This window comes from Chryseobacterium sp. SORGH_AS_0447, assembly GCF_030818695.1.
Taxonomy (GTDB): Bacteria; Bacteroidota; Bacteroidia; order Flavobacteriales; family Weeksellaceae; genus Chryseobacterium.
The window spans coordinates 658,160-684,152 of the sequence record NZ_JAUTAR010000001.1 but is presented as its reverse complement, the minus strand read 5'-3'; the positions used below and the strand labels follow the sequence as shown (position 1 = coordinate 684,152).

The window sequence follows — 25,993 nt, the reverse complement described above, 5'->3', positions numbered from 1 at the left end:
AAAATTTAATTTTTACAAAAAAGGAAATTATGACCATATTTTTTAGCAAAAAGCAAATGGCATAAGTCTTGTGCCTTTTAAGCTCACGCAATATGTACGCTCTATTCAAAACATATTGTGAAATTTCACGTTAACGAATTAAAACGACAATGACAATTTGTCATTCGATTTACTATGACAGAATTTGAAGATATTAGTTTAGAAGAAATGATAAGCGACGGATTTGATATTGTAGCCCAGGAAATCAGCCTTGACGATCTTGCGGAAACGGAAAAAAATTCCGAGCAAAAGATATTCCCGATCCTTCCCGTAAGAAATATGGTAATGTTCCCGAATGTTGTGATTCCTATCACGGCCGGAAGAAAAACATCCATCCAGCTTCTTGAGGAAGCCCAGCAAAACGGCGACTTCATCGGGATCGTCAGCCAGAAAAACTCCGAACTGGAGCAGCCTACTGAAAAAGATATTTTCCAGGTGGGGACTTTGGCGAAAATCATTAAGATTATTAAGCTTCCGGAAGGAAATATCACTGCAATTACCAAAGGGTTCTACAGATTCAAAGTGAAAAAGATCGTAGAAACCCAACCGTATTTCAAAGCTGAAATTTCAAAGCTGAAAGATTCCAAGCCTAAAAATAAAGAAGAATACGAAGCATTACTGGAAAATGTAAAGGACCTGGCTTTAAAAATTATTGAGCTTGACCCGAACATTCCGAATGCTGCCAATTTCGCTATAAAAAACATCAACAATAATGATGATCTGCTTAATTTCATCTGCACCAATGCCAATTTTTCATCTTCCAACAAACAAAAGCTGCTGGAAGAGAAAAACCTGATGGAAAGGGCCAATAAATGCTATGAAATGATGCATGAAGATTTTAGGAAACTGGAACTGAGAAATCAGATCCACCAGAAAACATCCAAAGATCTTGACAAGCAGCAGCGGGAATATTTCCTGAACCAGCAAATCCGTACGATCCAGGAAGAACTGGGCGGCGGACCTGAAGGCGATGTGGAAGACCTGATTAAAAAAGGAAAGTATAAGAAGTGGAATGATGAAGTAGAAGAACATTTCCAAAAGGAGATCAACCGGTTACAGCGTCAGAATCCGAATTCACCGGACTATAATGTGCAGCGTAATTACCTGGATTTCTTTACGGATCTTCCATGGGAAACCTACACAAAAGATGTTTTCGATATTGCCAAAGCAGAGAAAATCTTAGACAAAGCCCACTTCGGACTTGAAGATATCAAGAAGAGAATTTTGGAGCACATGGCTGTTCTAAAACTTAAAAACAACATGAAATCCCCTATTCTTCTGCTTGTAGGGCCTCCGGGAGTCGGTAAAACCTCTCTGGGAAAATCGATTGCCGATGCTTTGGGAAGAAAATACGTAAGACTTTCGCTAGGTGGCCTTCATGATGAAAGTGAGATCCGCGGACACCGGAAAACCTATATCGGAGCGATGGCCGGAAGAATTCTTCAATCGATTAAAAAATCAGGAACATCCAATCCTGTGATCGTGCTGGATGAGATCGATAAGATCGGGCAAGGTTTGCATGGTGATCCGAGCTCTGCGTTGCTGGAAGTTCTGGATCCTGAACAGAATAAATCGTTCTACGACAATTTCCTGGAAATGGGCTATGACCTTTCCAAAGTGATGTTTATTGCTACTGCAAACTCTTTATCTACCATTCAGACTCCGCTTCTGGACAGAACCGAGATTATCCAGATTGCCGGTTATACACTGGAAGAAAAAATTGAGATTGCCAAGAGACATTTGATTAAAAAACAGCAGGAAGAAAACGGGCTTACCACAAAATCGTTCAAGCTCGGATATGATGAATTAAAGCACATCATTGAAGCCCATACTTCTGAAAGCGGCGTTCGGTCACTGGAAAAAAGAATTGCGGGAATTGCCCGTTGGGTGGCTCTTCAGACCGCTTTGGTAAAAGACTACGATCCTAAAATCTCCGTTGAAAAAATTGATGAAATTTTAGGGGTACCAAGACCGAAAAGCTTGTCCGAAATCACCGGAGTTCCGGGAGTAGTCACAGGACTTGCCTGGACCAGCGTAGGCGGGGATATTTTATTTATTGAAAGTATTCTCAGCAACGGAAAAGGCAATCTTACCATGACCGGTAACCTGGGAACCGTCATGAAAGAATCGGCAACGATTGCCCTGGAATATATTAAAGCCAAACATGACGAGCTGGGAATTTCGCAGGACGATATTGAAAAGAAAAACATCCACGTTCACGTTCCGGAAGGGGCCACACCGAAAGACGGACCTTCTGCAGGAATTGCGATGCTTACCTCAATGGTTTCTTCTTATAAAAACAAAAAAGTAAAACCTCATCTTGCGATGACAGGAGAAATTACTTTAAGAGGAAAGGTTCTTCCTGTAGGCGGAATTAAAGAAAAGCTGCTGGCCGCCACAAGAGCAGGTATCAAAGATGTGATCCTGTGTGAAGCCAACAGAAAGGATGTAGAGGAAATCAAAAAGGATTACCTGAAAAACCTGAATGTTCATTATGTGAGCCGAATGGAAGAGGTTATCGACATTGCGATTGAAAAATAGATTACAGATCATTTCACATACACAAACACGTCTCAGATTTTGGGACGTGTTTTAATTTTATTCAACGATGAACATTAAGAAAATATGTTTTATGGTACCACGCTGTGGCACAGAATTTTCTAATGCCATCAAAAGAATCCGGGTGAATTTATATTAATGCTTTAATTCACAGGATTTTTATTATTTTTATAAACAGATTAAAAATCATGAATGTATTTCGACTTCCTTTCCTTGTAAAACTGACGCTTGTTATCATCAGCATCATCGGTCTTGGCTATCTTCTGGCTTTAGGAGAAAGCATTCTCGCTCCGTTTTTTCTGGCATTTCTCATGGCGATGCTATTCCTGCCGATTGCCAACTTCCTGGAAAGAAGGCTTAAATTCAAAAGGACATTATCTACGATTGCATCTTTAATGCTTATGCTGGCTGTTTTAATGGGACTGATTTATTTCTTCGGTTCACAGCTTTCGGATTTCAGCAAAGATATTCCCCATCTTAAAAACCAGTTTAATTCGGTTGCAAACGATCTTCAGCATTGGGTTTCCAAAACATTTCACGTAAAGATCGATCAGCAGCTGACTTATATTGACCAGGGTCTCAGTAAGCTCCTTTCTTCAACCGGAGTGATCCTAGGATTCACCTTTGGGATATTTTCTACAGGGCTAGGTTTCGTCGTATTTTTTCTCCTGTTCTTCATCTTTATCCTAAATTACCGAAGGGTTTTAAATAATTTCATCATTACCGTCTTTAACGAAAAACATAAAGCCAGCGTTCTTGAGATTGTAAGCGAAGTACGGATCATGACTAAAAAATACATCATCGGACTTTGCCTTCAGGTATTGATTGTTTCTACTTTAACTTCCATTATCCTGACCATATTAGGTGTAAAATATGCGATTTTGCTGGGTGTACTGACAGGCTTGCTTAATGTCATTCCTTATTTGGGAATCTGCATCGGTCTTTTAATCTCTTGTTTTATCGCCTTCGCCACGGCGACTCCGTCCACCTGCATTTATGTAGCGCTCGGATATATCGGCGTTCATATCATTGACGGAAATATTGTCCTTCCTTTCGTAGTGGGTTTCCAAAGTAAAAATCAATGCTTTGTTTTCCTTTCTGGGAATCATTATCGGCGAACATCTTTGGGGAATTGCAGGCATGTTCCTGTGTATCCCGGCCATTGCCATTATTAAAATTATTTTTGAAAGAGTGGAGGGCCTGCAGCCTTGGGGAAAACTCTTAGGTGAAGAGGAAACACCCGACCGCAAGAAGAAAAGCTACAAAATCTCGAAGAATATCACGTTGAAAGAGATGGATTAGAGGAGTGAATGGTGAATTTTGCTTCATAAGTGAATTTTCCAATACTTTGAAATATTGTAAATAAAGAAGCCTTCGGTTGAACTGAAGGCTTTATTTATTATGCGCAAAGTGGCTGTGTTCTTTTGTGTAAATCTGATAATGATATAGAGAGCAATAGCAAGTTAGTTTTATAATTGATTTAAATTAACTCACAATCTTTCCTCTTTTCAAATTCAGACAAACGCACTGAAGCCCGTAATCGATCTTCCGACGATTAGAGAATTGATCTCCTTGGTTCCTTCATAGGAATAGATCGCTTCCGCATCGGCCACAAACCTGGCCACATCGTATTCCAGCAGGATGCCGTTTCCGCCCAGTACTTCCCGTGCCCTGGAAACGATATCCCGGGTTCTCATGGTACAGAATACTTTTGCGAGCGAAGCATGTTCATCTTTTAAAATTCCCTCATCCTGCATTTCCGAAAGCCGGAATACCATCGTCTGCATGGCCGTAAGGTTCGACAGCATTTCCACCAGGTGGCCCTGGATCATCTGGAAAGAAGCAATCGGCTTTCCAAACTGTTCCCGTTTCCGGGTATAATCCAAAGCGCTTTCGTAAGCACCCCGCGCGCAGCCGGTGGCCATCCATGCAACGCCGGCCCTGGTCATCCGCAGGACTTTGGCCGTATCTTTAAAGGAATTGGCATTCTGCAGCCTGTTTTCTTCGGTTACGATACAGTCTTTTAGCGTAATCAAACCGTTCTGAACAATCCTCAGCGCCATTTTTCCTTTGATCTTCTCTACAGAATATCCAGGATTATCTTTTTCAACAATAAAGCCTTTTACTTCTCCGTCATCCAGGTCTCTTGCCCAGATAATAATAACATCAGCAAATGTGGCATTTCCAATCCATTTTTTCTGCCCGTTTAAAACCCATCCTTCCGGTGTTTTTTTGCAGGTTACCGTTAATCCGCCCGCTGCTCCGGAGCCAACCTCTGGTTCCGTAAGCCCAAATGCTCCGATCTTTTCAAACTTCTGCATCTGCGGAAGCCACTTCTGCTTCTGTTCTTCCGAACCGCAAATGTAGATCGAACCCATTGACAGGCCGGACTGCACACCGAAAAAGGTGGCAATGGAAGCATCGATACGTGCCATTTCCATCGCAATAACCCCTTCCATCAGAAAAGGCATTCCCGGACAGCCGTAGCCTTCATAAGTGACTCCACAGATGTTAAGTTTCGCGAATTTCGGAATCAGCTCATGGGGAAATTCGTCTCTCAGCCAATAATGATTAACCAAAGGCTTCACTTCCTTCTCCATAAACTCCCTCACTTTCAGCTGTACTTCCCGATGTTCCTCGCTTAACGTATGGGAAACATCATAGAAATCACCGTCAATCGGCGGAAGCTCCTTCTTTTTACGGTTGGGATCCAACATCTTCATCATTCCTTTAAGTTGCTTATCATCCAGTTTCGAGAAATTTTCCATCAGTTTCGGAAGATTTACTTTTTGGGAAATCGTGCTCAGCTGGTCAAAATCGATGGATCTGAATAATTCTATAGCATTTCTGATTTTAGAAAAGGTATTAGACATAATAATGGTTGTGTTTGATTTTGTAAAAGATAAGCAAAAATTACTCCGAAAACAAGGCTTTATGATCAGGATCATTTTACAAACTGTTGATTTTCAAAAATTTAAAACAGAATATTTCTTTACAGAATGTTTACCTGAGATTTTCAAGCTTTACAAATGATTCCTTATGAACTTTGGAATAAGCAAACATTAAAAAATAAGACTTATGAAAACAACGTACATCAGATTATCATTGGCAGGAATTCTTCTACTAGGAATATATTCATGCAAAAAAGGAGAAACTACAGCAGATTACGAAGCCAACGCAACCAAAGATTCCGCCATGGTGATCTCAGACAGCATTTATTCAGCGGCTACCATGAAAGTAAAAGACAAGCAGTTCATTAAAACAGCAGAAGTGAATATGGAAGTAAAAGACGTATATGACGCAACTATTTCCATTGAAAAATCGGTTCAGGAATTGGGCGGTTTTGTAACGCACAGCGATCTGAAAAGCAATGTTGTTTCTGAAAATACTTACAATACATCGGATGAAGAAGCGGTGCTCGTTAAAAAGTACCAATCTGAAAATACCATGAAAGTAAGGGTTCCGACAGCCCGGCTCGGGGAACTGCTGACTTTGGTGAACAATAAAAAACTGTTCCTAAATTCCCGGTCGATCAATGCGGAAGACGTTACGTCGGGGATAAAATACGCTGAACTGGAAGGAAAAAGGATAAAAAAAACCGGAGAAAATATTAATCAGCTCAAGACCAATAAGGATAAAGTGAATATGAGCAACAATAATATGGCAGAGGACAATCTACAGCAGATGGCCAATATGGATGTAACGGATCAGCTGAAGTACAGTACTGTTGATATCTACATTAAAGAGCCTAAAGTAAGAATAGCAACGATCGCCCTTACCAATACCGAAAGCATTGATGATCAATATACCTTTGATTTTCTTTACAGCCTGAAATCAGCATTTGTAGAAGGGTTTTACCTGATCCAGAAAATTATTGTCGGGCTGGTAGCTGTCTGGCCGTTTCTACTGATTGGAACCGTAATTGTTTTTATGGTAAAAAGAAGAAAACCTGCAAAAAAACAAGAACCAAGCACAGAAATATAAGCGATCATAACCTTTGGTTATTTATATATATTGTAAGTTTTACAAATAAACCTCTGGCAACCCGGAGGTTTATCTTTAAAATTTCCTTTTCAGGATTTCAGGATTCGTCCGGTGGAGATGAAGGATCAGTTCGCCAAAAAGCGTATTTGCCCAGGCAAACCAGGATCTTGTAAAATCTTTCGGGTTATCGACATCAAAGGATTCATGGATAAATCCTGTTCCGGCGTGGGTAGCTTTCAGCATTTTTAAACAGGAAACAATTTCTTCCTTGTCGTCGGTAGTTAAAGCCTGCATAATCAGCCCAAGCGGCCAGATTTTATGTTCGCCGATATGCGGGCCTCCGATTCCTTTGGCAAATTTCCCTTCGCTGTACCACGGGTTGGCTTTGCTCAAAGAAAATTTTCTTGTATTCTTATAAATGGCATCTTCTTTAGACCGGTAGCCCAAATAAGGAATGGATAATAAATTCGGAACATTGGCATCGTCCATAAACAGTCCGTTTCCGAAACCGTCAATTTCCAGTGCATAGATCTTTCCGGCTGACGGATGATTTAAAACAGCATATTTTTGGATGGCATCATCTACTTCCTGAGCTAAATTTATGAACTGAGCAGAAGCATTTTCATCATGAAAAACTTTTGAAAAAATTTCCGCCGTTTCCCGTAAAGAAACTACTGCGAACATATTGGAAGAAATTAAAAAAGGATAAAAGGTGGCATCATCCGAAGGTCTGAACATCGAATGAATTAACCCCACTTTTTTCGTCGGATTACCGTAGCCTCCTGCAAACTGGGTATCCAGCGGATTTCCGTTCGATCTTTGAAATTTATACGGTCCTTTTGATTCTTTCCGCTGCTGTTCCCTAAAAGTCTTCTGGATCAGAAGCATGGCTTTTTTCCAGTCGTTATCAAAAACAGAAGCGTCTCCCGTTACCTTCCAGTAATTATAAGACAAGCGCATGACATAACACAACGAATCCACCTCCCATTTCCGCTCATGAATTCCCGGTTTCATTTCCGTAAGGTCATTTTTCCACTCGCTGATTTTGGAAGCATCATTAAAAAACGCATTCGCATACGGATCGAGGAGAACACATTCTATCTGTTTATTGATAACACCTTTTAGCAGACTTTTCAGTTTTTCATCTTCATTGGCAAGACTTAAATAAGGGTAAACCTGCGCTGACGAATCACGCAGCCACATGGCATCGATATCACCCGTAATGACGTAAGTAAAAGGCTTGCCATTCTTCTCATAAAATTTTACCGTCGTATCGAGTGTGTTGGGAAAGCAGTTCTCAAACATCCAGGCCAGTTCTTCGTCGGCAATGGATTTCTTTATAGCTCGGATTGTCTTCTCAACGGCTTCAGAAGTAAATTTTCTTTCGCTCAGCTTTGGACGTTTCGAGATATAATCGGTCCCCCATAAAATCTTAATTGGAACAGGCAGAGCTGCAAAGCCAAAACCTAATGATGATTTCTTTATAAATTCGCGTCTGTTGAATAGAGCCATGGGTGAGCAATTTAAATTTAAAAATAATAATTCCCAAGCACATATGTACATTTCGTCATCAAGCATTTTAAAATTAAGGGTTATTCAATAAATTTTTAAAAAATCCGTTAACTAACAAAAAACTATAACTTGATGAGAAAACTAATTATTATGTCACTTCTGACTGCGTTTGCCTTACTTTTTTCCCAAACTCAGATCAAAGTTTTAGATGCAGAAAACCAGAAACCTGTACCGTACGCAAAACTTATTTTAAAAGACAAAGATTATTACATCAATGCTGAAGAAAACGGTACAGCTAATATTGAACAGGAAGAAAAAATATCAGAAATCCAATCTTACGGATATGAAAACCTGAAGGTTAACAAAAATCAGAATATTTACTTTCTGAAGCCTAAATATCTTGAGATTGATGAAGTTCAAATTATCAAACCTAAGCTATCCAAGACCTTTACAATGGGAAAAGTGGCTCAAGAAGGTACTTTCTTCGGTGTTAATAATACCATCTGGATGGTCGGTAAAGAATTCCGAAACAACATTTCTGCTGAACCCTTATTTATTAAATCCCTAAGTTTTTATTCAAGGTTCAACGCAAAGACGTCAGCTACAATAAAAGTCAACATTTATTATGATGAAAATGGTCTACCGGGTGATCTGTACAAATCGGTTATTGTTACCTGCTATAAAAAGAAAAAACTTACAAAATACATTTTTCCAAAGCCGTTTCTTTTTCCTGACCAAGGAATTATTGTAGCATTTGAATGGATATTGAATGAAGAAAATTCCTATCACAAAATAATGACTTTAAATGGAGAGCAACAAGATATGAAAGCACACGATCCGCTGATCGGCTCTGTTACAGAATACCAAAAAAATATTATCATTGGCAACCTATCCGGTGAAAACTGGCAATTCAAAAACGGATCACAAAATCCAAACAAAGGGATCGGAAATGTCGGAATTGAATTGGAACTCACCAACTGATTTTTAATCATCCATTAACATCATTGGAGTAAAATTCCGTAAATTTGCACATCAATAATGTTGCGGAAGGATTCGGTATTTAAAGATCCTGAATCCGAAACCCTAACACCTTAATTTCTAAATATATGCTATCGAAAATAAACCCGACCCAAACCAATAGCTGGAAAGCGCTGGATGAACAGTTTGCCAATAATGACTTCGATCTGAGAAGCCTTTTTGAATACAATCCCAACCGTTTTAACGAATTTTCAATCAAGAGAACCAACTTTTTGTTTGATTATTCTAAAAACCTGCTGGATTCCAAAACAAAAAACATTCTGCTGAATCTGGCAGAAGAATGCCAGCTGAAAGACGCCATTTCCAAAATGTTTTCCGGTGATAAGATCAACGAAACGGAAGGAAGAGCAGTATTGCATACGGCTTTAAGGGATTTTTCGGATAAAGAAATTCTGGTAGACGGGGAAAATATCAAGCCTCAAATTAAAAGGGTGCTGGATCATATGAAATCTTTTTCCGAAAGCATTATTTCAGGAACACATAAAGGATTCAGTGGAAAAGAGATTACGGATGTAGTGAATATCGGGATCGGAGGTTCGGATCTGGGACCGGTAATGGTTGTTTCTGCGCTTAAGCATTTTAAAACAAGATTAAACGTTCACTTTGTTTCCAATGTGGATGGTAATCATCTCGCAGAAGTGGTAAAGAACTTAAATCCTGAGACCACTTTATTCATCATCGCTTCCAAAACATTTACCACCCAGGAGACCATGACCAATGCCCATTCGGCAAGAGACTGGTTTTTAAAAGCTGGAAAACAGGAAGATGTAGCAAAACACTTTGTTGCTTTATCTACTAATGTCCAGGCCGTTAAAGATTTCGGAATTGCAGAAGAGAATATCTTTGAATTCTGGGATTGGGTTGGCGGAAGATATTCCCTTTGGAGTGCCATCGGCTTAAGCATCGTGCTGGCGGTAGGTTACGAAAATTTTGAGCAGCTGTTAAGAGGAGCTTATGATACCGACCAGCATTTCCAGACCGCAGACTTCTCAGAAAACATTCCTGTTCTCATGGGACTTATCGGAATCTGGTACCGCAATTTCTATGCGGCAACCACTTATGCTATCCTTCCCTACTCTCAATATTTAGACCGTTTCCCGGCTTATTTTCAGCAGGGCGATATGGAAAGCAACGGAAAATGTGTAGACCGTAACGGGGAGTTTGTAGATTATGAAACGGGACCGATCATCTGGGGAGAGCCTGGAACCAACGGACAGCACGCATTCTATCAGCTGATCCACCAGGGAACAGAATTGATTCCGGCTGATTTTATTGCTTATGCAAAAAGCCCGAATAAAGTGGCCGACCATCAGGATAAATTACTGGCCAATTTCTTTGCCCAGACCGAAGCCCTTGCTTTCGGGAAAACGGAAGAAGAAGTTGAGGCAGAACTTAAAGCATCAGGAAAATCCGATGAAGAAATCGAATTCCTGTTAAATTATAAGGTCTTCCACGGAAATACTCCTACCAACTCTTTTTTATTCAACGAATTAACTCCTTTTTCATTAGGACAACTGATTGCGTTGTATGAGCACAAGATTTTCGTACAGGGTGTGATCTGGAATATTTTCAGTTTCGACCAGTTCGGAGTGGAATTAGGAAAAGTTTTAGCTAATAAAATCTTACCGGAACTTGAAAGCAATGAGACGGTTACCTCTCATGATACTTCAACCAACGGACTGATTAATTATTATAAATCTAATAAATAAAAGTAAAAATGGCAGAAATTCTTGACGGATTAAAAATATCCAAAGAAATAAAACAGGAAATCAAGGCTGAGGTTGAAAAAATCGTTGCCGGAAAAAGAAGAGCCCCGCATTTGGTAGCCATTCTGGTGGGGAACAACGGAGCGAGCAAAGCGTATGTGAATTCCAAAGTAAAAGACTGTGAGGAAGTAGGATTTCAGTCGAGCCTTGTAAAATTTCCAAGCACGGTTTCCGAATCTGAATTATTGGAAAAAATTGATGAATTGAACAAGTCGAAAGCAGTGGACGGGTTTATCGTTCAGCTTCCTTTGCCGGACCAGATCGATCAGGAAAAAATCATTAACGCCATCGACCCAAGAAAAGACGTAGATGGCTTCCACCCGGAAAATTTCGGAAGGATGGCCTTGGAAATGGATACTTTTTTACCGGCTACCCCGTTTGGGATTTTAACGTTATTAGAAAGATATAATATTGAAACAAAAGGGAAAGACTGTGTCATTATCGGAAGAAGCAAAATCGTAGGAAGACCAATGAGTATTCTGATGGGAAGAAAAGATTTTCCGGGAAATTCTACCGTTACCCTTACTCACTCTTATACGAAAGACATCGAAGAATATACTAAAAAGGCAGACATCGTTATTACCGCCCTGGGAGATCCTCATTTCCTGAAAGGAGATATGATCAAGGAAGGAGCCGTAATCGTGGACGTAGGGATTACAAGAGTAGACAACGATTCTCCAAAAGGATATTACCTGGCAGGTGATGTGGATTTCGACAGCTGCGCTGCAAAAGCAAGCTGGATCACGCCGGTACCGGGAGGTGTTGGGCCTATGACCAGAGCAATGCTGATGAAAAATACCATCATTGCTTACAAAACTTCGGTCTATAACGACTAATTGTAAAATGAAAATAGAAGAAGATATTTTATTAAAAGAAGGTAAAATGCTCCCGGTGATGGAGCATTTTTACACTCTTCAGGGAGAAGGGGCACATACCGGAAAAGCAGCATACTTTATTCGATTGGGCGGCTGCGATGTCGGGTGCCATTGGTGTGATGTAAAAGAAAGCTGGGATCCGACCCTGCATCCGCTGATGAATGCACAAGAAATTGCAGAAACAGCGGCAAGGCACTGCAAAACTATTGTTTTAACAGGCGGAGAGCCTTTAATGTGGAATCTTGATGTGTTAACTTCCAGGTTAAAAGCCCTTGGCTGCACCGTTCACATTGAAACTTCAGGAGCTTATCCGATGAGCGGGCAGATCGACTGGATTACGCTTTCACCTAAAAAAACCGGGCTTCCGAAAGAAGAAATCTATGCCAGGGCCCACGAACTTAAAGTTATCGTTTTCAATAACAACGATTTTAAATTTGCGCAGGAACAGGCGGCGAAAGTTTCTGCAAACTGTACTTTGTATCTTCAGAGCGAATGGAGCAAGCGGGATGAAATGTATCCAAAAATTACAGATTTTATTCTGGAGCACCCTGAATGGAGGGCTTCGGTTCAGACGCATAAATATCTGAATATTCCGTAAAAATATGTAAATTAGCCTTATTGTATCCGAAATGCTGATAGATGCAGAGAATTCGATATTCCAGATACCTTAAATTAATCATCGTTTTGCTTGACCTTCTGGTTATTGCATCTATTTTTATATTCTTTTTCCTGAGCAGGAACCAGAATTTAAAGTACAATCAGGAAACCTGGTACCAGAATTTATTTTCCCTTGCCTTATTATTTTTGTTCTGGATGCTGCTCAGTGGCAGAACAAAGATCTATAATATCCCGAGGAATTTAACCTATACTTTATTTCTGGAGCGTCTTCTTGTCCATTTTTTGCTGTTTATTCTCGGGCTTTTACTGCTTGGAAAAGTCAGTTACAATGTATTTTTCAATTCAGATATCTACTGGCTTTCATTTTACTTGTTTTTCTTCATATTCCTGGCTAAATCGCTGATCTTTTTCGGGATCAAATATATCCGGAGCCTGGGAATCAATCACCGGAATATCATGTTCCTCAATGAAAACAGTTCTTCGGAGGTTCTAAAGAATGTTCTGAAAGAAAGAAAAGACTACGGATACAAGATTTTTGAATATCCGAAAACCGAAATAAAGCCTGATGAACTGGTGGAATTCTGGAAAAGCAATGGGATCCATACCTTATTTATCCCGATAGAAAATACCTATGATGACCGGGAGGAAAAAGAAATTTTCAGACTGGCTGAAGCCAATAAAGTTAATATTTCTCTGCTTCCGAGTATTGCACAGAATAATTTCTTTTTATACAACATGGGTTATATCCAGACACAGCCTGTTCTGAACCAGGCAAAGTATCCGCTGGATTATTATTCCAATTTTCTGTTGAAAAGAGCATTTGATATTGTATTTTCTGTCATTGTATTGGTGGGAATCTGCTCCTGGCTGTTCCCAATTATCGCTATTCTCATCAGATTATCCTCAAAGGGCCCGGTATTTTTTATTCAGGAAAGATATGGGTTCCATGAAGAGGTATTCCGATGCATTAAGTTCCGGACAATGGTGGTAAATGAGGAATCATCTACAAGAACAACCGCTGAAAACGACTCGAGGATTACCCGGCTTGGAAAAGTTTTAAGAAAGACCAGTCTTGACGAAATGCCGCAGTTTCTGAATGTGCTCAAAGGCGAAATGTCGGTCGTAGGACCAAGACCGCATATGCTGGCGGTAGATGATTATTACAAACCTAAAATCGGGCGTTACAGCTTACGAAGCATGGTAAGCCCCGGGATTACCGGGCTGGCACAAGTAAACGGGCTGCGCGGCGATGCAGGAAATGTAAAAGTAGAAATGAACAAAAGGGTTTTGGCAGATGCTTTCTACGTAAGAAACTGGAGCTTTCTGCTTGACTTCGTGATCATCATGAAAACCATTTTACTGTTGATAACGGGCGATAAAAATGCAAAATAGTTTTGTTTGGTCTACATTATGATATACTACATTTCAGTAGAAAAGTAAAGCCTGAGTCTTAACCTCAACTTTAATTTAATTCAATAAAAAAAGTCTAATTTAGCAGAATGTTAAAAAAGTTTTTTACAGCAATTGGAGAATATATCCTTCTTCTAGGCAAATCCATCCAGAAACCTCAGAAAATGAGGGTATTCTGGAAGCTGTTCATGAGAGAAATCAATGATTTGGGCGTCAACTCTTTTGGGTTGGTGATCTTTACATCTATATTCGTAGGAGCGGTAGTTGCCATCCAGATGTTTAATAATTTCGACGCATCATCATTTCCGATTCCGCCTTCATTTGTAGGATATGCGACGAAGGCCGTTTTGGTACTGGAATTCTCTCCTACTATTATCAGTCTTATCTTAGCAGGAAAAGTAGGATCGTACATTGCTTCCAGTATCGGTACGATGAGGGTTTCGGAACAGATCGATGCTTTGGATATCATGGGAGTAAATTCTCCCAACTTCCTTATTTTCCCGAAAATTATTGCCTGTGTTATTTTCAACCCTTTATTGATCGCCATCAGTATTGTATTTGGTATCGGAGGCGGTTACATCGCAGGGATTTTAACGGGTAACTGGACGACAAATGATTATATTACTGGGATCCAGATGTATATGCCAAATCTTTTCGTTTATTATGCATTTACCAAAACAATCGTTTTTGCTTTTGTTATTGCCACGGTTCCTTCCTATTTCGGATATAATGTAAAAGGAGGTTCCCTGGAAGTAGGTAGAGCAAGTACACAAGCAGTAGTTTGGACGATGGTTTTCATTATCCTTTCGGAGTTGTTATTAACCCAATTAATTTTAAGCTGATGATTGAGGTAAAAGATCTTAAAAAGAGTTTTGATAGTGTGGAGGTACTGAAAGGAATTTCTACAAGTTTTGATAAAGGAAAAGTAAATTTAATAATTGGGCAAAGTGGATCAGGAAAAACCGTTTTTCTGAAAAGCTTATTGAATGTGTATCAGCCGACGTCAGGGGAAATCTTATTCGACGGAAAAGATATTAATGTAATGACCCGTGATGAGAAACAGCACCTCCGGTCTGAAATCGGAACGGTATTCCAAGGCAGCGCATTGTTCGATTCCCTGACGGTAGAAGAAAATATTATGTTCCCGCTGGATATGTTTACCAATCTTACCTTCAGGGAAAAGAAGAAAAGGGTTTTTGATGTAATCGGAAGAGTTCACCTGGATAAAGCCAACAGGAAATTTCCATCTGAAATTTCCGGGGGAATGCAGAAAAGGGTAGCTATTGCTAGGGCCATTGTAAATAACCCGAAATACCTTTTCTGTGATGAGCCCAATTCCGGGCTGGATCCTTATACTTCAAACATTATTGATGATCTTCTGATTGAGATTACCAAAGAATATAATACCACCACCATTATTAATACCCACGATATGAATTCGGTAATGACGATCGGTGAAAAAATCGTTTATCTAAGGTTGGGTCTTAAAGAATGGGAAGGAAATAAGGATGTACTGATTACGGCAGGCAATAAAAACCTGATTGATTTCGTTTATTCATCGGAACTGTTTAAAGAGCTTAGAGAATATCTGCTTGAGAATAATAAGACTATTGATAATACAATCACAAAAATAGACGACAATGAAAAAGGCAATTAGTATCGCATTAATAGGATTTTCAGTCTTTGCTTCAGCCCAGGTTTCCCTGGCAGGTAAAGTAAACCTAATCTTCCCTACAGGATCTCCTTCGTGGCAAAACTTTAAAGGTACGGTAAACCAGGCCATCCAGGGAGAAGGAAAGAATAACGTAGGATTCAACGTAGGGTTGTCCCTGAAAGCCAATCTTCCCGCATCATTTTTCTTAATGCCGGAATTATACTACACGAATTTCAAAAATGAATTCACCACAGAGAATACAACTTTTGATGTTAAAAGCAGCCGTATTGACCTTCCTGTTCTGGTAGGGCATAAAGTATTGGGTGATCTTTTAGGCGTATATATTGGGCCCGTAGCAAGTTATAATCTGGCAAAAGAAGATACCTTCAACGACTTCCAGGAAAATGCAAGCAATAATTTTACCGTAGGTTACCAGTTCGGAGCCCAGCTTGAAATTAAACAATTCCTGGTAAATGCAAAGTATGAAGGAGCTTTCAGCAAAGACTCCAGAAATTTTATCAACAGGGTTTCAGGTACAGAAATACGTTATGACAACAGACCGAACCTTTTTATGGTAGGTGTTGGGTATAAATTTTAAGTAACGAAAATAACGACTAATAAAAAATCCTCAGATCATTAGATTTGAGGATTTTGATTGTTATAAGATCTTTGCTGCTGAAGTTCGGCTTCACGTCTTGCGATTTCAGCGGCCTGCTTCTCCAGCTCTTCTTTTTCTCTCTGCAATTGCTGGTATTCTTTTCTCTTCTGCTCTTCCTTTATAGCACTGCCTTTGCTTACATAGCCTACCATTCCTCCGATGATAAGACCGATCCCAATTCCTCCCAGGATACCCATAATATGAGGCATTCCCAAATCGTTAATGGTAAAATTGTTGGCTGTAAGGTAAAACAGCAGAATAGAAACGGCAAGAAGCACAAGCCCGATAATGGTTAAATTTTTCATAGTGTGTTTGGTATTAAAAAGCCTTATCAAATTTAATAAAATTCAATAAGGCTTTTATTTTTATTCTGAATTAAATTTAATGTTATATTTTTCCTCCTGCAGCTCTGTAGTATTCAAGTGCTTTTGGCAAATCTTTGTTGATATCTGCAATTCTGGTTTGCGGATTCGGGTGCGTTGAAAGGAATTCCGGTTGTCTGGCCCCTTTGGATGCCGCTTCCATTCTGCTCCAGAATGGGATCGCTTCTCTCGGATCATATCCAGCCATCGACATCAGGTACAATCCCATTTCATCTGCTTCAGATTCCTGGTTTCTGCCATATTTCAGTAAAGCTACCTGAGAACCGATAGGATAAACCTGCTGGAAAACACTTGCCCATTGTGCATTGGAAATAGACCCTCCAAGGATCTGTCCTCCATATTGTGCAACCATGGCTTGAGAAATTCTTTCATTTCCATGTCCTGCTAAAGCATGCGAAACCTCGTGTCCCATTACTACAGCCAATCCGCTTTCATTTTTTGTAATCGGCAGAATACCGGTATATACCGCTACTTTACCGCCAGGCATACACCATGCGTTGAGTTCGTTGCTCTGGATAAGATTAAATTCCCAGTTGTAATTGGCAAGGTCTCCGGAACGTCCGATTTGCTGATAGTATCTTTCGGCAGCAGATTTAATTCTTGATCCAACGCTCGTCACTCTTCTTGCGTCTGCCGTTCCTGTAACCACTTTAGATTTTCCTAAGGTAGTTCTGTATTCCTGGGCTGCCATTGTTGCAATCTCTGAATTGTTGGCCAGCTGTAATGAGGATCTTCCCGTAATCGGGTTTGTAGTACAGGCTGCCACTGAAAGAGCCATTGCTCCTATTCCAAAAATGTGTTTTATTTTCATATTTCGAGTGTATTAGTTCAACCTTTACAATTTTTATTCCAAAATAATTTTCTATCGGTATATTTGCATACATTTTGCTTGTTTAGAGATACTAATTAATTATTATAAAAACATGAAAAAGTATATTTCAATTATATTCATCTTAGGTTTTCTGCTATCTTTCCAAAGCTGCTCGTCACAGACAGGAACAGGAGATGCCCAGGCAGTTACTGCGCTCGTTAATTCCGGGGACTTCTCATTTCATGCCCAACGGGCAACGCCTACGAATTATGATGTCATCAATGTAATGAATTCACTTCCCAACACAACGTCTACAAGAATTCTGGATCTTTCGGGAGGCAACTATTCCATTGATGTAAGAAAAGGTAAACTGGATGTGGCCCTGCCTTATTTCGGCCGGGTATTCAATCCTTCATACGGCAATACAAGCCAGTCCGGTTACCGGTTTACAACAAAAGATTTTAATGTAAGCCAATCGGCAGGCAAAAAGGGTAAAACCATTGTGAAAATTAAGGTTAATGACCAAAGTACCGTAGATGAAATCACCATTGAAGTTTTCAAAAACGGAAAAGCTTTTACTTCGATCAGAAGCAACGACCGTCAGCCGATTTCTTATGACGGGTACATCACCAAAAATGAAGAACCTAAAGAAAAGCCCTCTGCTGAATAATCATTCTTTGGATAAGAATTTTTCTACGAATAACTTTGCTTCGGTACTGGGATTGGAAACCATTGCCGAAGCATTTTTTTTGTGCTGAATATAGGCTTCTTCTACCGAATTATTTTTCTTCATCATCGACAGGATATATTCCTGAACCCAATACTCGAACCTTTTTTCAGCCTGCTGAATGCGGACTTCTTCAAATCGGCCGGTTTTCTTCTTCAGGCTGATGAAGTCATTAATTTTTTCAAAAATATCCGGTAACCCTTCGTTCCGTAAAGCCGAACCGAGCAAAACGGGAACTTTCCAGCCTTTTTCTTTGGGCGGAATAAAGTCTAAAGCCCGTTTAAGCTCCAGCCTTGTATTTTTGGCTTTCTGCAGATTGTCCTGCTCTACTTTATTGATGAAAATAAGATCTACCATCTCCATGATTCCGCGCTTGATCCCCTGAAGCTCATCGCCGCCGCCGATGATTTTCAAAAATAAGAAAACATCGGTAATGTCGGCGACCAGTACTTCCGACTGTCCTACGCCTACGGTTTCAATTAAAATATAATCGTAGCCTGCCGCTTCACAGATCATCATGGTCTCAAAAGTGGTATTGGCTACTCCTCCCAGAAATCCGGAGCTTGGAGAAGGGCGGATAAAGGCATTTTCTTCTTTCGCCAGTTCTTCCATCCTTGTTTTATCGCCCAAAATGCTGCCTTTGTTGATGGCCGAGCTTGGATCGATCGCCAGGACGGCTACTTTTTTTCCGTTGGCAATCGCCAATCTCCCGAAATTTTCGATGAAGGTAGATTTTCCGGCTCCCGGAACCCCCGTCACTCCTACCCTCACGGAATTTCCGGTGTAGGGCATCAGCTGTTTCAGCAGTTCTTCCGCCTGCTGCCGGTGCTCGGCTTTTTTACTTTCCACTAAGGTAATGGCTTTCCCGATCAGGCGTTTGTTTCCCGACTGTATTCCGTTTATCAGCTCTTCTGTAGAAAATTTCATTGATTCAAAAATAAGGATTAAAGCTTGAACCGTCAAGAGTCCATTGATCTTGTCTTCGAATTTTTGTTTTCAATGTATGGAAATTATCCCATCAACGGCAATTCACAAGAACCGGAACGTCAATTGTGAATTTCTTCGAGTCGATGGTCAATTTCTGCGGTCTTAAATTCACTTGCGAAACAAAACTGATTTGCAAAGCAAAATTCACCATTTACCCCTCCTGTCCTTTCTAATTTGTATTTCTTCTAAATTAAGCAGCTGTTTATCAATGGCAGAGGGAATTTGCTACATTTGTTTCAATCAAAAATTGTTTAGACATGAAAAAAATCATTGCTGTAGCTTCGTTCACTGCTATTTTACTGGCATCCTGTACACCGAAGGCTTCTACGGCAACCACTCCGGTAGCTTCCAAATCTACGGCAGCGCAAATCGCGCAGGGAAAAAGCATCTTCGAAAACTCGTGCGGAAGATGCCACAAACTGCCGGATCCGACCGCTCATACACCGGTACAATGGGTAGGAATTATGAACTGGATGGCTCCAAAGGCAAAACTGACCGATGAGCAGCACCAGTGGGTATACGATTATATCGTGTCTGTGAAAAAATAATTCACTATAAAAAAATATTATTATGAAAAAACTGATGTTGGGAATGATCGCCGCTTCCGCAACGATGATGATATCGTGTGGACCAAAAAGCGTGGCCGTAACCGGGCCGAAATACACCTCATCCGAACAGCTGGCTCAGGGTAAAAGTATTTTTGAAAATTCGTGTAACCGATGCCACAAGCTACCTGATCCTGCAAAGCATGATGACCAGGGATGGATCAATACGCTGAGCAGAATGGCTCCGAAAGCCAAATTAACCGATGAACAACATCAGATGGTTTATGATTATCTGATCTCCGTAAATAAAAAATAGGCTTTCTCAAAAGCCTATTTTTTATTTATTTCTGTTTAACTGATCAGGAAAAAATTCACGCGCACAGCAAATTGACCATTCACTTTACAACATTTCAATTCCCAGCCCCGGTTTTGGAGACAGGATGATCTTACCATGGTCTACAAAACTGCCGGAAGCATAGTCGTTGGCAATAAGATTCGCGCCATCCAGATCGGCGTAGTCGGCCAACCCGGCCAAAACACAGCCTGCGGAAATTCCGACGGTCGATTCTGTCATACAGCCGATCATAATTTTATAGTTTAACGCCCGGGCTTTTGATACCATTTCTAAAGCAGGAGTCAAGCCGCCACATTTCATAAGTTTGATATTAATGCTTTTGTAGAAGGGAGTCAGCTGTTCCAGCGAACTGATGTTCTGGCAATCTTCATCTGCCATCCAGTTGGCAAAACCTTCTTTAGATAAAACCTGAAAATGACCCACCGGCCTGGGTTGCTCGAGGTAGGAAAATTTTTGGACGTCCACATTTTCCTGCAGCCATATACAATCTTCATCGGTAAAACTGGCGTTGGAATCCAAAGCGATAGGCAGATCAAGTTGCAAGAGCTTCTCAACATGCCGTTTGTTCAGTCCTTTGCATTTTACTTTGAACCTGTTCCAGCTGCTGTTTCTAATCTTTTCGATCTGATGCTCAATTTCCCCTACGGAAACCGTAATGGAGCTTTCTGCCAAATCTTTTGAAGGCAGGTTATTCAGTTCGATAAAACTTTTATTTTCGAGCTTTCCGAAAAGGTCCCAGTAAGCGCAATCCAGTGCAGAAAGTAAGAACTGATGAAGAGACAGGCCCAGCAGAAAACTAAAAAATGCCTTTGGGGGAACGATATCCTGGCTTTCGATCCGCTGCTGAATTTCCTTTAAGGATAAAATAAATTTCGGCAGATCTATTTTATAGTAATCGATGGCTACACATTCACCGTAGCCGGAACAGTCGTTATGTTGTAATTTTACTAGCAGGGCCTCTCTCCTATCGTAATTTCCATAAGCAATAGAAAATGTCTCCTTTAGCCGGAGCTGTTTTATTTCAAACCGTAATTTCATCATTAAATTTATAAAAAAGGAGACTTATTTCGTCTCCTTTTCCTTTTTAATTTTGGGTTTTTTAGGCATTTTGGATTTGATAAATTTTTTGCGGCTTTTTATATTGCTCAGACTGCACTCCGTAAAGCAATACTTCTCTGCCTGTGTTAAAAATTTCAGTGCATTCACCAGACTTCCTCTTTTCTCGGAAAGCATGGATCTGTACATCCACAGGGTTGCCTTATCAACGCCTTTTATTTTCAGTGAATATTCAATCAGCTTTTCGGCTTCCTGAAGATCTTCGTTATTCAGCAGACAGATAATATAATATTGTGGTGTATTAACATTGGTTACATCATATTGCATGGCTTCTTCAAAATAGCATTTTGCTTTTTCGTAATCGCTGAGCATTTCGCTGTAGATCCTGCCCATAAGACAGAGCGCATCGGCATCTTCCGGATCATAAGAGAGGGCATAATTCAAAGCTTCCATACAATCCGGCAGGTTGTACGGATAATGGTCGAGGGCTTCAAAATAATATTTACTTTTAGTTAAGGTCATTTCTATAATTTTTGAGTTCATTTTTCAGGTGATGCCTCTGTTTCTTAAAAGACTTTTCCTGATAATTCTTTTTAAAATCGGTTCCGGAGAATGTTCTCACCGGATTTCCGCGCTGTACATTCAGGTGGTTGTTCCACGTTTCCTGCATTCTTTTCTGCAGCTGTATTATATTCTGCTCCAGGACTTTTGCTTTCAGCCGCTCTACTGAACGTTTTTTATTTTCAAGCTGCGAACGGGAGTCCTGTACGAAAACACTTTGGCCGGTCGGGATATGTGTTGCCCGTACGGCCGTGTTCACCTTATTCACATTTTGTCCGCCGCTTCCCTGGCTCCTTACAGTCTGAAACTGAATATCTTTTTCATGAAAGCTGACTTTCTCCAATTCTTCGAGTTCAAAGATCCCAACAAACCAGTTGCTGCGTTTATGCTGTTTCCGGAAGGTGCTTTTGCCAATCCAGCAGACGCTTCCCAGCCATGATGCTAAAAAATCCTGTATATCTTTTGATTTCAAAAGGAGGGTTACGGATTTCAGCGTCAGGTTTTCATCACCGTTTTCACGATGGATGATTTCATAGGCTATGTTATTGTTCTTTATTTCTTCCAGAAAAACTTTCAGCACTTTGGCGACGACCCACTGGCATTCCAGAGGTCCTTTTCCTGCGGTTATTTGTATGAGTTTTTCCATTTCTGTAAAATTTTTAAGATGGCTTCCCGGTTTTTAGCTTCTTTAATAAAAGTCGGCAGTCTTTCTACCATACGCATTCTGTAAGGAAGCGTTCTCAGACCGGAAGAAACGTAACTTTCCATTTCCAGCAGATGTTCTCTGTTTTTGGCCCAAAAGAGTTTTCCTTTAAAATCTTCCTGAAAAAAGTACGGATATCCGAAAACCGGATCATGGATCAGTCCTGTTTCTCTTCCGTAAGAATCTAAATATTTCTCTATTTTCGGTTGAACCTGAAATGAAGCATCGCATTCGTCACATGGTACCGTAATATTTTGAGGCTTTTCTTTTAACTTTCCCTGCTCATAACGGATCGGATGTGCACAAGAAGGGCAATACAGCTTTATAAAAGCTTTGTAAAACACCAGTTCATTTCCGCTCTTCCGTAAACTGCAATGCCGGCATTCCAGAGAAGCCTGCTTATAATTACCTACGTTTTTCACCAGGGCATCTTCTCCGCAATTGGGACAAACGACCAGAGCGGTGTTGTAATAGGAAGAATATTGTTGTTTATATCTTTTTTGCATTTTTCTTTATTTTGGCATTTCACTTAATCTCGGATGGCCAACAGGATCAATTCCTTTTTCCACCAGATCTTTTGCGGCCATTACCGCCCAGCATTTATCACTGGAATGGATATTTCTGTAAAAAGAAAGAAGAACCTCCGGTTTTACTACAGTAAATCCATTGGTTTCAACTGTTTCCAGATCATTCCTTTCAAAGAAATCGATAGTGATCCTGTGGAATTTTCCGTTTTCCATTTCTGTTGTTTTCTCGTACCGGCGGAAATTTTCCTGGCTCGGAAGATGATCGTATCTGGTCCAGACTTTCTGAAAACCCTCCTGCTGAAGAATCATTACGACTTCCGCGACCTGTTCTTTTTTAACAAACACATCAATATCTTTATGGTCATGCGCATGCTTATATTCCGTATGCCCGGATTTGGACATAAAGTGCCATGCCCAGCCTCCTGAAATAATGACTTTATCTTTTAATTTTTCTAAAATTTCAAGCCCGTACCGGATTCTGAATTCCGGCCAGACTTCACCGTATCTTTTTATATTATGTGGTGCTCCCATTTTTAATTTTCTAATTGTTTTTTGTTTTTATAAACCTCATAGGTTTTAAAAACCTATGAGGTTTGATGGTGTTACATCAGCCATTTACTTGTCCATCCTTACTATTCTTGGCTGGAATGTTCCCAGGATATCAACCAGTTCGCTCTGTGCGTTCATCACTTCATTGATGTCTTTATAGGCCATCGGCGCTTCCTCCGCATTTCCGCCCATCAGCGTGACATTTTTGAGTTTCAGCTCTTTTTTAATGTCATTCTGGGTAAACAGGCTTCGGCATTCGCCTCTGGAATGGGCTCTTCCGGCACCGTGAGATGCTGAGTTCAGGGAATCCGGGTTTCCTTTTCCGCGGACAATAAAGCCTTTAGCGGTCATGGATCCGGGAATCATCCCCAATTCGTTTTCATTGGCCGGGGTGGCTCCTTTCCGGTGAACAATCACTTCTTTACCGTTGTGGATTTCTTTCCAGGCAAAATTGTGATGGTTTTCTATTCTGGCTTTTACCCTTCCGCCTACTGCTTTTACCAGCCTCCGGTGGATGTCGTCGTGGCAGGCAGAAGCATAATCTCCTGCCAGATTCATCGCCGTCCAGTATTCAAGCCCTAGATGGGTGCTTAAGTCCAGCCACGCAAACTGCTGTGCTTCTTTCGGTAACGGGCACTGCTCTACAGCCATCCTGGAATAATACTGGGCGATTTCCGCACCGAGCCCGCGTGAACCGCTGTGCGAGAGGATGCCGAGGTATTTTCCTTTCGGCAAACCAATCTGCGGATCTTCTTCTGTGATTTCCACTTCCCCGAATTCCACGAAATGGTTTCCACCGCCGGAGCTTCCCATCTGCCTGATGGCTTTCCCTTTGAGCCTTCTCAGCAGCGGGATCATATCAAAGGTATCCCGCTCGAAAATTTCGTGGTCGATGTGGGATTTTTGGGTTTCATACATCCCGAATTTGGTATGCTCGGCAAGTGCTTTTTCATATTTGTCTTTAGCACCGTCCAGATAAGATACTGGGGTATCGAGAATGCTGAGGCTCATCCGGCATCCGATGTCCATGCCAACGCCATAAGGGATCACTGCATTTTCTACGGCCAATACTCCGCCGATCGGAAGCCCGTATCCGCTGTGGGAATCGGGCATCAGCGCCCCCTGTACGGAAACCGGAAGTTTCAGCGCAGTATACAACTGGTTTTTCGCTTCGTCCGAAATGTTGTTTCCGAAAACCTGAAATGCGGCCCGGTGGGTATTCAGCATTCTTTTTTCCGTTTTTTTTGAGGAAAGCAGAGCTTCCGCAATTTGTCCGAAGGTGAGATCTTTTTCAAAATCCTCCGGGTGGATCAGGATTTCCTTTAGAAGAGCTTTTACATGATGAATGTTTTTGGTTGCAAAGTTTCTTTTCATCACTTCCAGCGCAACGTTTACGCTCTGGTTGTTCGGATATCCTAATTTCAATATGTCTTTTCCTTTTAGTTTTAAATTTCCCATTGTTTTATTTTTAAATTTTCAGGACGTTGCAGTCCTCTAAAATGCCTGCAATTTCTTTTGCAGAAGCGGTATAGTGAAAGGCTTTCAGGCTTTTCATCCGATCGCGGCTGTGTTTGTTTTTCCATCGATCGGGCTTTCCGTAAATTGTTTTATGAATGATCCCCTGAACTTTATGCCGATCTAAAAAAGCATCGGTCTCATCGATTTCTTTTTCCAAATCTGCCTGCAAAGGCTTGTAATGGGTAATGATATTTGGTCTTACTTTTAATACAAACCTCCAGGGTTCAATAAATTCATAATAAACTTCGATTGACTTTTTAATAGGACAGTAATTATTTTTCATGACAAAATATTCCTTTTCTCTTGCGGTAAGTCCTAGCTTTGGACTATCCCATTGCCAGGGATAGATATTGGCAATCTTATGTTCTTTCGCGACATAAATCCTGCGTCCATGTCTCCGTTTTTTCTTGAGAAATTTACGCGTCGGAGAATACATTTCCGTATTCACTTTTTTCAGAAGTTCTTCGAAGAATCTGCCATTACCTGATCTTTTTACATCATCCCTTACCACAAAAAAACGTACAAAGCCCTTTTGATAAGGTTTATCCAAAGGAACCAACGGAATATCCCGTTTTATTTCCCAAAGTCTTCTCCGGTATTTACATTTTTGCCTGACCTGTTTCTCTATATCCTTTTTAATTATTCTTTTCCTGTTTCTCAGATTTCTGATTCTGAAAAACAAGAGGTTGTCTTTTTCCATTACTATCAACTGTTAAAGCGACATACAAAGTTGTGTGCATCATCCTGATATCTGCTTTAACCTTACATCCTTTTGAAGTTATAAGATCATTGTGCGGAACGTTATCACTAGCCCCGATAGCAGTGGAAATCCTTTTTTGAAAAAAAAGATTGCAACGGATAGCGGGAAACAGCTTCTAAAAAAACTGTTTGATATTGTTCCTGTATTGTTGAAAAAAGAGTCCGGGAAAACCTGTTATGAGTTTGAAATATTGCGCAATAAAAAACCCGGAATCTTTACGGCTCCGGGTTCTGATATTTCATTATACTGTTATTCTAAGAATGTACCCAACGACGAAGCCCTGCCTTTGCGAAAGGCAATCCTGCTGTAGAAATATGTACTTTACTGAACATTTGTTTCGTCGTTTTTTAAGGTTAAAAATCTGATTCGAGCCACAAAAGTAAAACAATTTTTGAAAC

Annotated in this window: 28 protein-coding genes; 16 read left to right on the top strand and 12 right to left on the bottom strand. The window is 40.5% G+C overall.

The features are described from left to right. Nucleotides 1-174: 174 nt before the first annotated feature. From lon to QE422_RS03300, 3 genes are all read left to right on the top strand, one after another. Complete coding sequence (gene lon, locus QE422_RS03310; RefSeq protein ID WP_307455022.1) at nucleotides 175-2,580, top strand: endopeptidase La; 2,406 nt, start codon at nucleotides 175-177, stop codon at nucleotides 2,578-2,580. 206 nt (nucleotides 2,581-2,786) lie between these two features. Next, nucleotides 2,787-3,773, top strand: a complete 987-nt coding sequence (locus QE422_RS03305; protein ID WP_307455021.1) for an AI-2E family transporter — start codon at nucleotides 2,787-2,789, stop codon at nucleotides 3,771-3,773. Beyond that, nucleotides 3,739-3,900 (top strand): hypothetical protein, encoded by a 162-nt coding sequence (locus QE422_RS03300; protein ID WP_307455020.1) that lies wholly within the window; start codon nucleotides 3,739-3,741, stop codon nucleotides 3,898-3,900. Before QE422_RS03305 ends, QE422_RS03300 begins: the two co-directional genes overlap by 35 nt. Nucleotides 3,901-4,112: 212 nt before the next feature. On the opposite strand, the gene QE422_RS03295 is transcribed toward QE422_RS03300, so the two are convergent. Further along, nucleotides 4,113-5,471: an acyl-CoA dehydrogenase family protein gene (locus QE422_RS03295; RefSeq protein ID WP_307455019.1), complete on the bottom strand. Its 1,359-nt coding sequence runs from the start codon at nucleotides 5,469-5,471 to the stop codon at nucleotides 4,113-4,115. Nucleotides 5,472-5,676: 205 nt separating this feature from the next. On the opposite strand from QE422_RS03295, the gene QE422_RS03290 reads away from it, so the two are divergent. Continuing rightward, nucleotides 5,677-6,582 carry a DUF4349 domain-containing protein gene (locus QE422_RS03290; RefSeq protein ID WP_307455018.1) on the top strand — a complete coding sequence of 302 codons (906 nt, stop codon included), beginning with the start codon at nucleotides 5,677-5,679 and terminating at the stop codon, nucleotides 6,580-6,582. Between the two features lie 75 nt (nucleotides 6,583-6,657). On the opposite strand, the gene QE422_RS03285 is transcribed toward QE422_RS03290, so the two are convergent. Further along, nucleotides 6,658-8,094, bottom strand: a complete 1,437-nt coding sequence (locus QE422_RS03285) for a glycoside hydrolase family 125 protein (protein ID WP_307455017.1) — start codon at nucleotides 8,092-8,094, stop codon at nucleotides 6,658-6,660. A gap of 150 nt (nucleotides 8,095-8,244) precedes the next feature. On the opposite strand from QE422_RS03285, the gene QE422_RS03280 reads away from it, so the two are divergent. The 8 genes from QE422_RS03280 (at nucleotide 8,245) to QE422_RS03245 (ending at nucleotide 16,053) form a co-directional block, all read left to right on the top strand. Then, nucleotides 8,245-9,075 carry a hypothetical protein gene (locus QE422_RS03280; protein ID WP_307455016.1) on the top strand — a complete coding sequence of 277 codons (831 nt, stop codon included), beginning with the start codon at nucleotides 8,245-8,247 and terminating at the stop codon, nucleotides 9,073-9,075. A 125-nt stretch (nucleotides 9,076-9,200) separates the two neighbouring features. Further along, the gene (gene pgi / locus QE422_RS03275; RefSeq protein ID WP_307455015.1) at nucleotides 9,201-10,841 is read left to right on the top strand and encodes a glucose-6-phosphate isomerase; all 1,641 of its coding nucleotides are present in this window, start codon (nucleotides 9,201-9,203) and stop codon (nucleotides 10,839-10,841) included. 8 nt (nucleotides 10,842-10,849) lie between these two features. Continuing rightward, nucleotides 10,850-11,734 carry a bifunctional 5,10-methylenetetrahydrofolate dehydrogenase/5,10-methenyltetrahydrofolate cyclohydrolase gene (locus tag QE422_RS03270; protein WP_307455014.1) on the top strand — a complete coding sequence of 295 codons (885 nt, stop codon included), beginning with the start codon at nucleotides 10,850-10,852 and terminating at the stop codon, nucleotides 11,732-11,734. A 7-nt stretch (nucleotides 11,735-11,741) separates the two neighbouring features. Next, nucleotides 11,742-12,371, top strand: coding sequence for a 7-carboxy-7-deazaguanine synthase QueE (locus QE422_RS03265; protein WP_307455013.1), 630 nt, complete (start codon nucleotides 11,742-11,744; stop codon nucleotides 12,369-12,371). A gap of 41 nt (nucleotides 12,372-12,412) precedes the next feature. Next, the gene (locus QE422_RS03260) at nucleotides 12,413-13,783 is read left to right on the top strand and encodes an exopolysaccharide biosynthesis polyprenyl glycosylphosphotransferase (RefSeq protein WP_307455012.1); all 1,371 of its coding nucleotides are present in this window, start codon (nucleotides 12,413-12,415) and stop codon (nucleotides 13,781-13,783) included. 107 nt (nucleotides 13,784-13,890) lie between these two features. Continuing rightward, nucleotides 13,891-14,643 carry an ABC transporter permease gene (locus tag QE422_RS03255; protein WP_307455011.1) on the top strand — a complete coding sequence of 251 codons (753 nt, stop codon included), beginning with the start codon at nucleotides 13,891-13,893 and terminating at the stop codon, nucleotides 14,641-14,643. Next, complete coding sequence (locus QE422_RS03250) at nucleotides 14,643-15,458, top strand: ABC transporter ATP-binding protein (protein ID WP_307455010.1); 816 nt, start codon at nucleotides 14,643-14,645, stop codon at nucleotides 15,456-15,458. Before QE422_RS03255 ends, QE422_RS03250 begins: the two co-directional genes overlap by 1 nt. Further along, nucleotides 15,442-16,053 (top strand): outer membrane beta-barrel protein, encoded by a 612-nt coding sequence (locus QE422_RS03245; protein ID WP_307455009.1) that lies wholly within the window; start codon nucleotides 15,442-15,444, stop codon nucleotides 16,051-16,053. The genes QE422_RS03250 and QE422_RS03245 overlap by 17 nt, the downstream gene beginning before the upstream one ends. A 38-nt stretch (nucleotides 16,054-16,091) precedes the next feature. Here the strand turns inward: QE422_RS03245 and QE422_RS03240 are convergent, their stop codons facing one another. Next, nucleotides 16,092-16,418, bottom strand: a complete 327-nt coding sequence (locus QE422_RS03240) for a hypothetical protein (protein WP_307455008.1) — start codon at nucleotides 16,416-16,418, stop codon at nucleotides 16,092-16,094. Nucleotides 16,419-16,500: 82 nt separating this feature from the next. Continuing rightward, nucleotides 16,501-17,307, bottom strand: a complete 807-nt coding sequence (locus QE422_RS03235; RefSeq protein ID WP_307455007.1) for a M48 family metallopeptidase — start codon at nucleotides 17,305-17,307, stop codon at nucleotides 16,501-16,503. 112 nt (nucleotides 17,308-17,419) lie between these two features. Here QE422_RS03235 and QE422_RS03230 point away from each other — a divergent pair, with 112 nt between their 5' ends. Further along, nucleotides 17,420-17,977 (top strand): DUF4251 domain-containing protein, encoded by a 558-nt coding sequence (locus QE422_RS03230; protein WP_307455006.1) that lies wholly within the window; start codon nucleotides 17,420-17,422, stop codon nucleotides 17,975-17,977. On the opposite strand, the gene meaB is transcribed toward QE422_RS03230, so the two are convergent. Continuing rightward, nucleotides 17,978-18,961, bottom strand: a complete 984-nt coding sequence (gene meaB, locus QE422_RS03225) for a methylmalonyl Co-A mutase-associated GTPase MeaB (RefSeq protein WP_307455005.1) — start codon at nucleotides 18,959-18,961, stop codon at nucleotides 17,978-17,980. It lies immediately after the preceding gene. Between the two features lie 317 nt (nucleotides 18,962-19,278). Here meaB and QE422_RS03220 point away from each other — a divergent pair, with 317 nt between their 5' ends. Continuing rightward, the gene (locus QE422_RS03220) at nucleotides 19,279-19,569 is read left to right on the top strand and encodes a cytochrome C (RefSeq protein ID WP_307455004.1); all 291 of its coding nucleotides are present in this window, start codon (nucleotides 19,279-19,281) and stop codon (nucleotides 19,567-19,569) included. A gap of 22 nt (nucleotides 19,570-19,591) precedes the next feature. Further along, the gene (locus QE422_RS03215) at nucleotides 19,592-19,882 is read left to right on the top strand and encodes a cytochrome C (RefSeq protein WP_307455003.1); all 291 of its coding nucleotides are present in this window, start codon (nucleotides 19,592-19,594) and stop codon (nucleotides 19,880-19,882) included. A gap of 84 nt (nucleotides 19,883-19,966) precedes the next feature. Here QE422_RS03215 and QE422_RS03210 read toward each other — a convergent pair whose 3' ends face one another. From QE422_RS03210 to QE422_RS03180, 7 genes are all read right to left on the bottom strand, one after another. Beyond that, nucleotides 19,967-20,962 carry an enolase C-terminal domain-like protein gene (locus QE422_RS03210; protein ID WP_307455002.1) on the bottom strand — a complete coding sequence of 332 codons (996 nt, stop codon included), beginning with the start codon at nucleotides 20,960-20,962 and terminating at the stop codon, nucleotides 19,967-19,969. 21 nt (nucleotides 20,963-20,983) lie between these two features. Further along, on the bottom strand, nucleotides 20,984-21,499 hold the full coding sequence (locus QE422_RS03205; RefSeq protein ID WP_307455001.1) for a hypothetical protein: 516 nt from the start codon (nucleotides 21,497-21,499) through the stop codon (nucleotides 20,984-20,986). After that, complete coding sequence (gene prfH / locus QE422_RS03200) at nucleotides 21,486-22,184, bottom strand: peptide chain release factor H (protein WP_307455000.1); 699 nt, start codon at nucleotides 22,182-22,184, stop codon at nucleotides 21,486-21,488. The genes QE422_RS03205 and prfH overlap by 14 nt, the downstream gene beginning before the upstream one ends. Further along, nucleotides 22,163-22,747, bottom strand: coding sequence for a hypothetical protein (locus tag QE422_RS03195; protein WP_307454999.1), 585 nt, complete (start codon nucleotides 22,745-22,747; stop codon nucleotides 22,163-22,165). The genes prfH and QE422_RS03195 overlap by 22 nt, the downstream gene beginning before the upstream one ends. Before the next feature lie 6 nt (nucleotides 22,748-22,753). Further along, nucleotides 22,754-23,299 (bottom strand): nucleotidyltransferase domain-containing protein, encoded by a 546-nt coding sequence (locus tag QE422_RS03190; RefSeq protein ID WP_307454998.1) that lies wholly within the window; start codon nucleotides 23,297-23,299, stop codon nucleotides 22,754-22,756. Nucleotides 23,300-23,383: 84 nt separating this feature from the next. Further along, entirely contained in the window at nucleotides 23,384-24,775 is a 1,392-nt protein-coding gene (locus QE422_RS03185) for an RtcB family protein (protein ID WP_307454997.1), read from the bottom strand. Nucleotides 24,776-24,785: 10 nt separating this feature from the next. Then, nucleotides 24,786-25,535, bottom strand: a complete 750-nt coding sequence (locus QE422_RS03180) for a hypothetical protein (RefSeq protein WP_307454996.1) — start codon at nucleotides 25,533-25,535, stop codon at nucleotides 24,786-24,788. Between the two features lie 136 nt (nucleotides 25,536-25,671). On the opposite strand from QE422_RS03180, the gene QE422_RS03175 reads away from it, so the two are divergent. Further along, nucleotides 25,672-25,905 carry a hypothetical protein gene (locus tag QE422_RS03175; RefSeq protein ID WP_307454995.1) on the top strand — a complete coding sequence of 78 codons (234 nt, stop codon included), beginning with the start codon at nucleotides 25,672-25,674 and terminating at the stop codon, nucleotides 25,903-25,905. The last annotated feature ends 88 nt before the right edge of the window (nucleotides 25,906-25,993 follow it).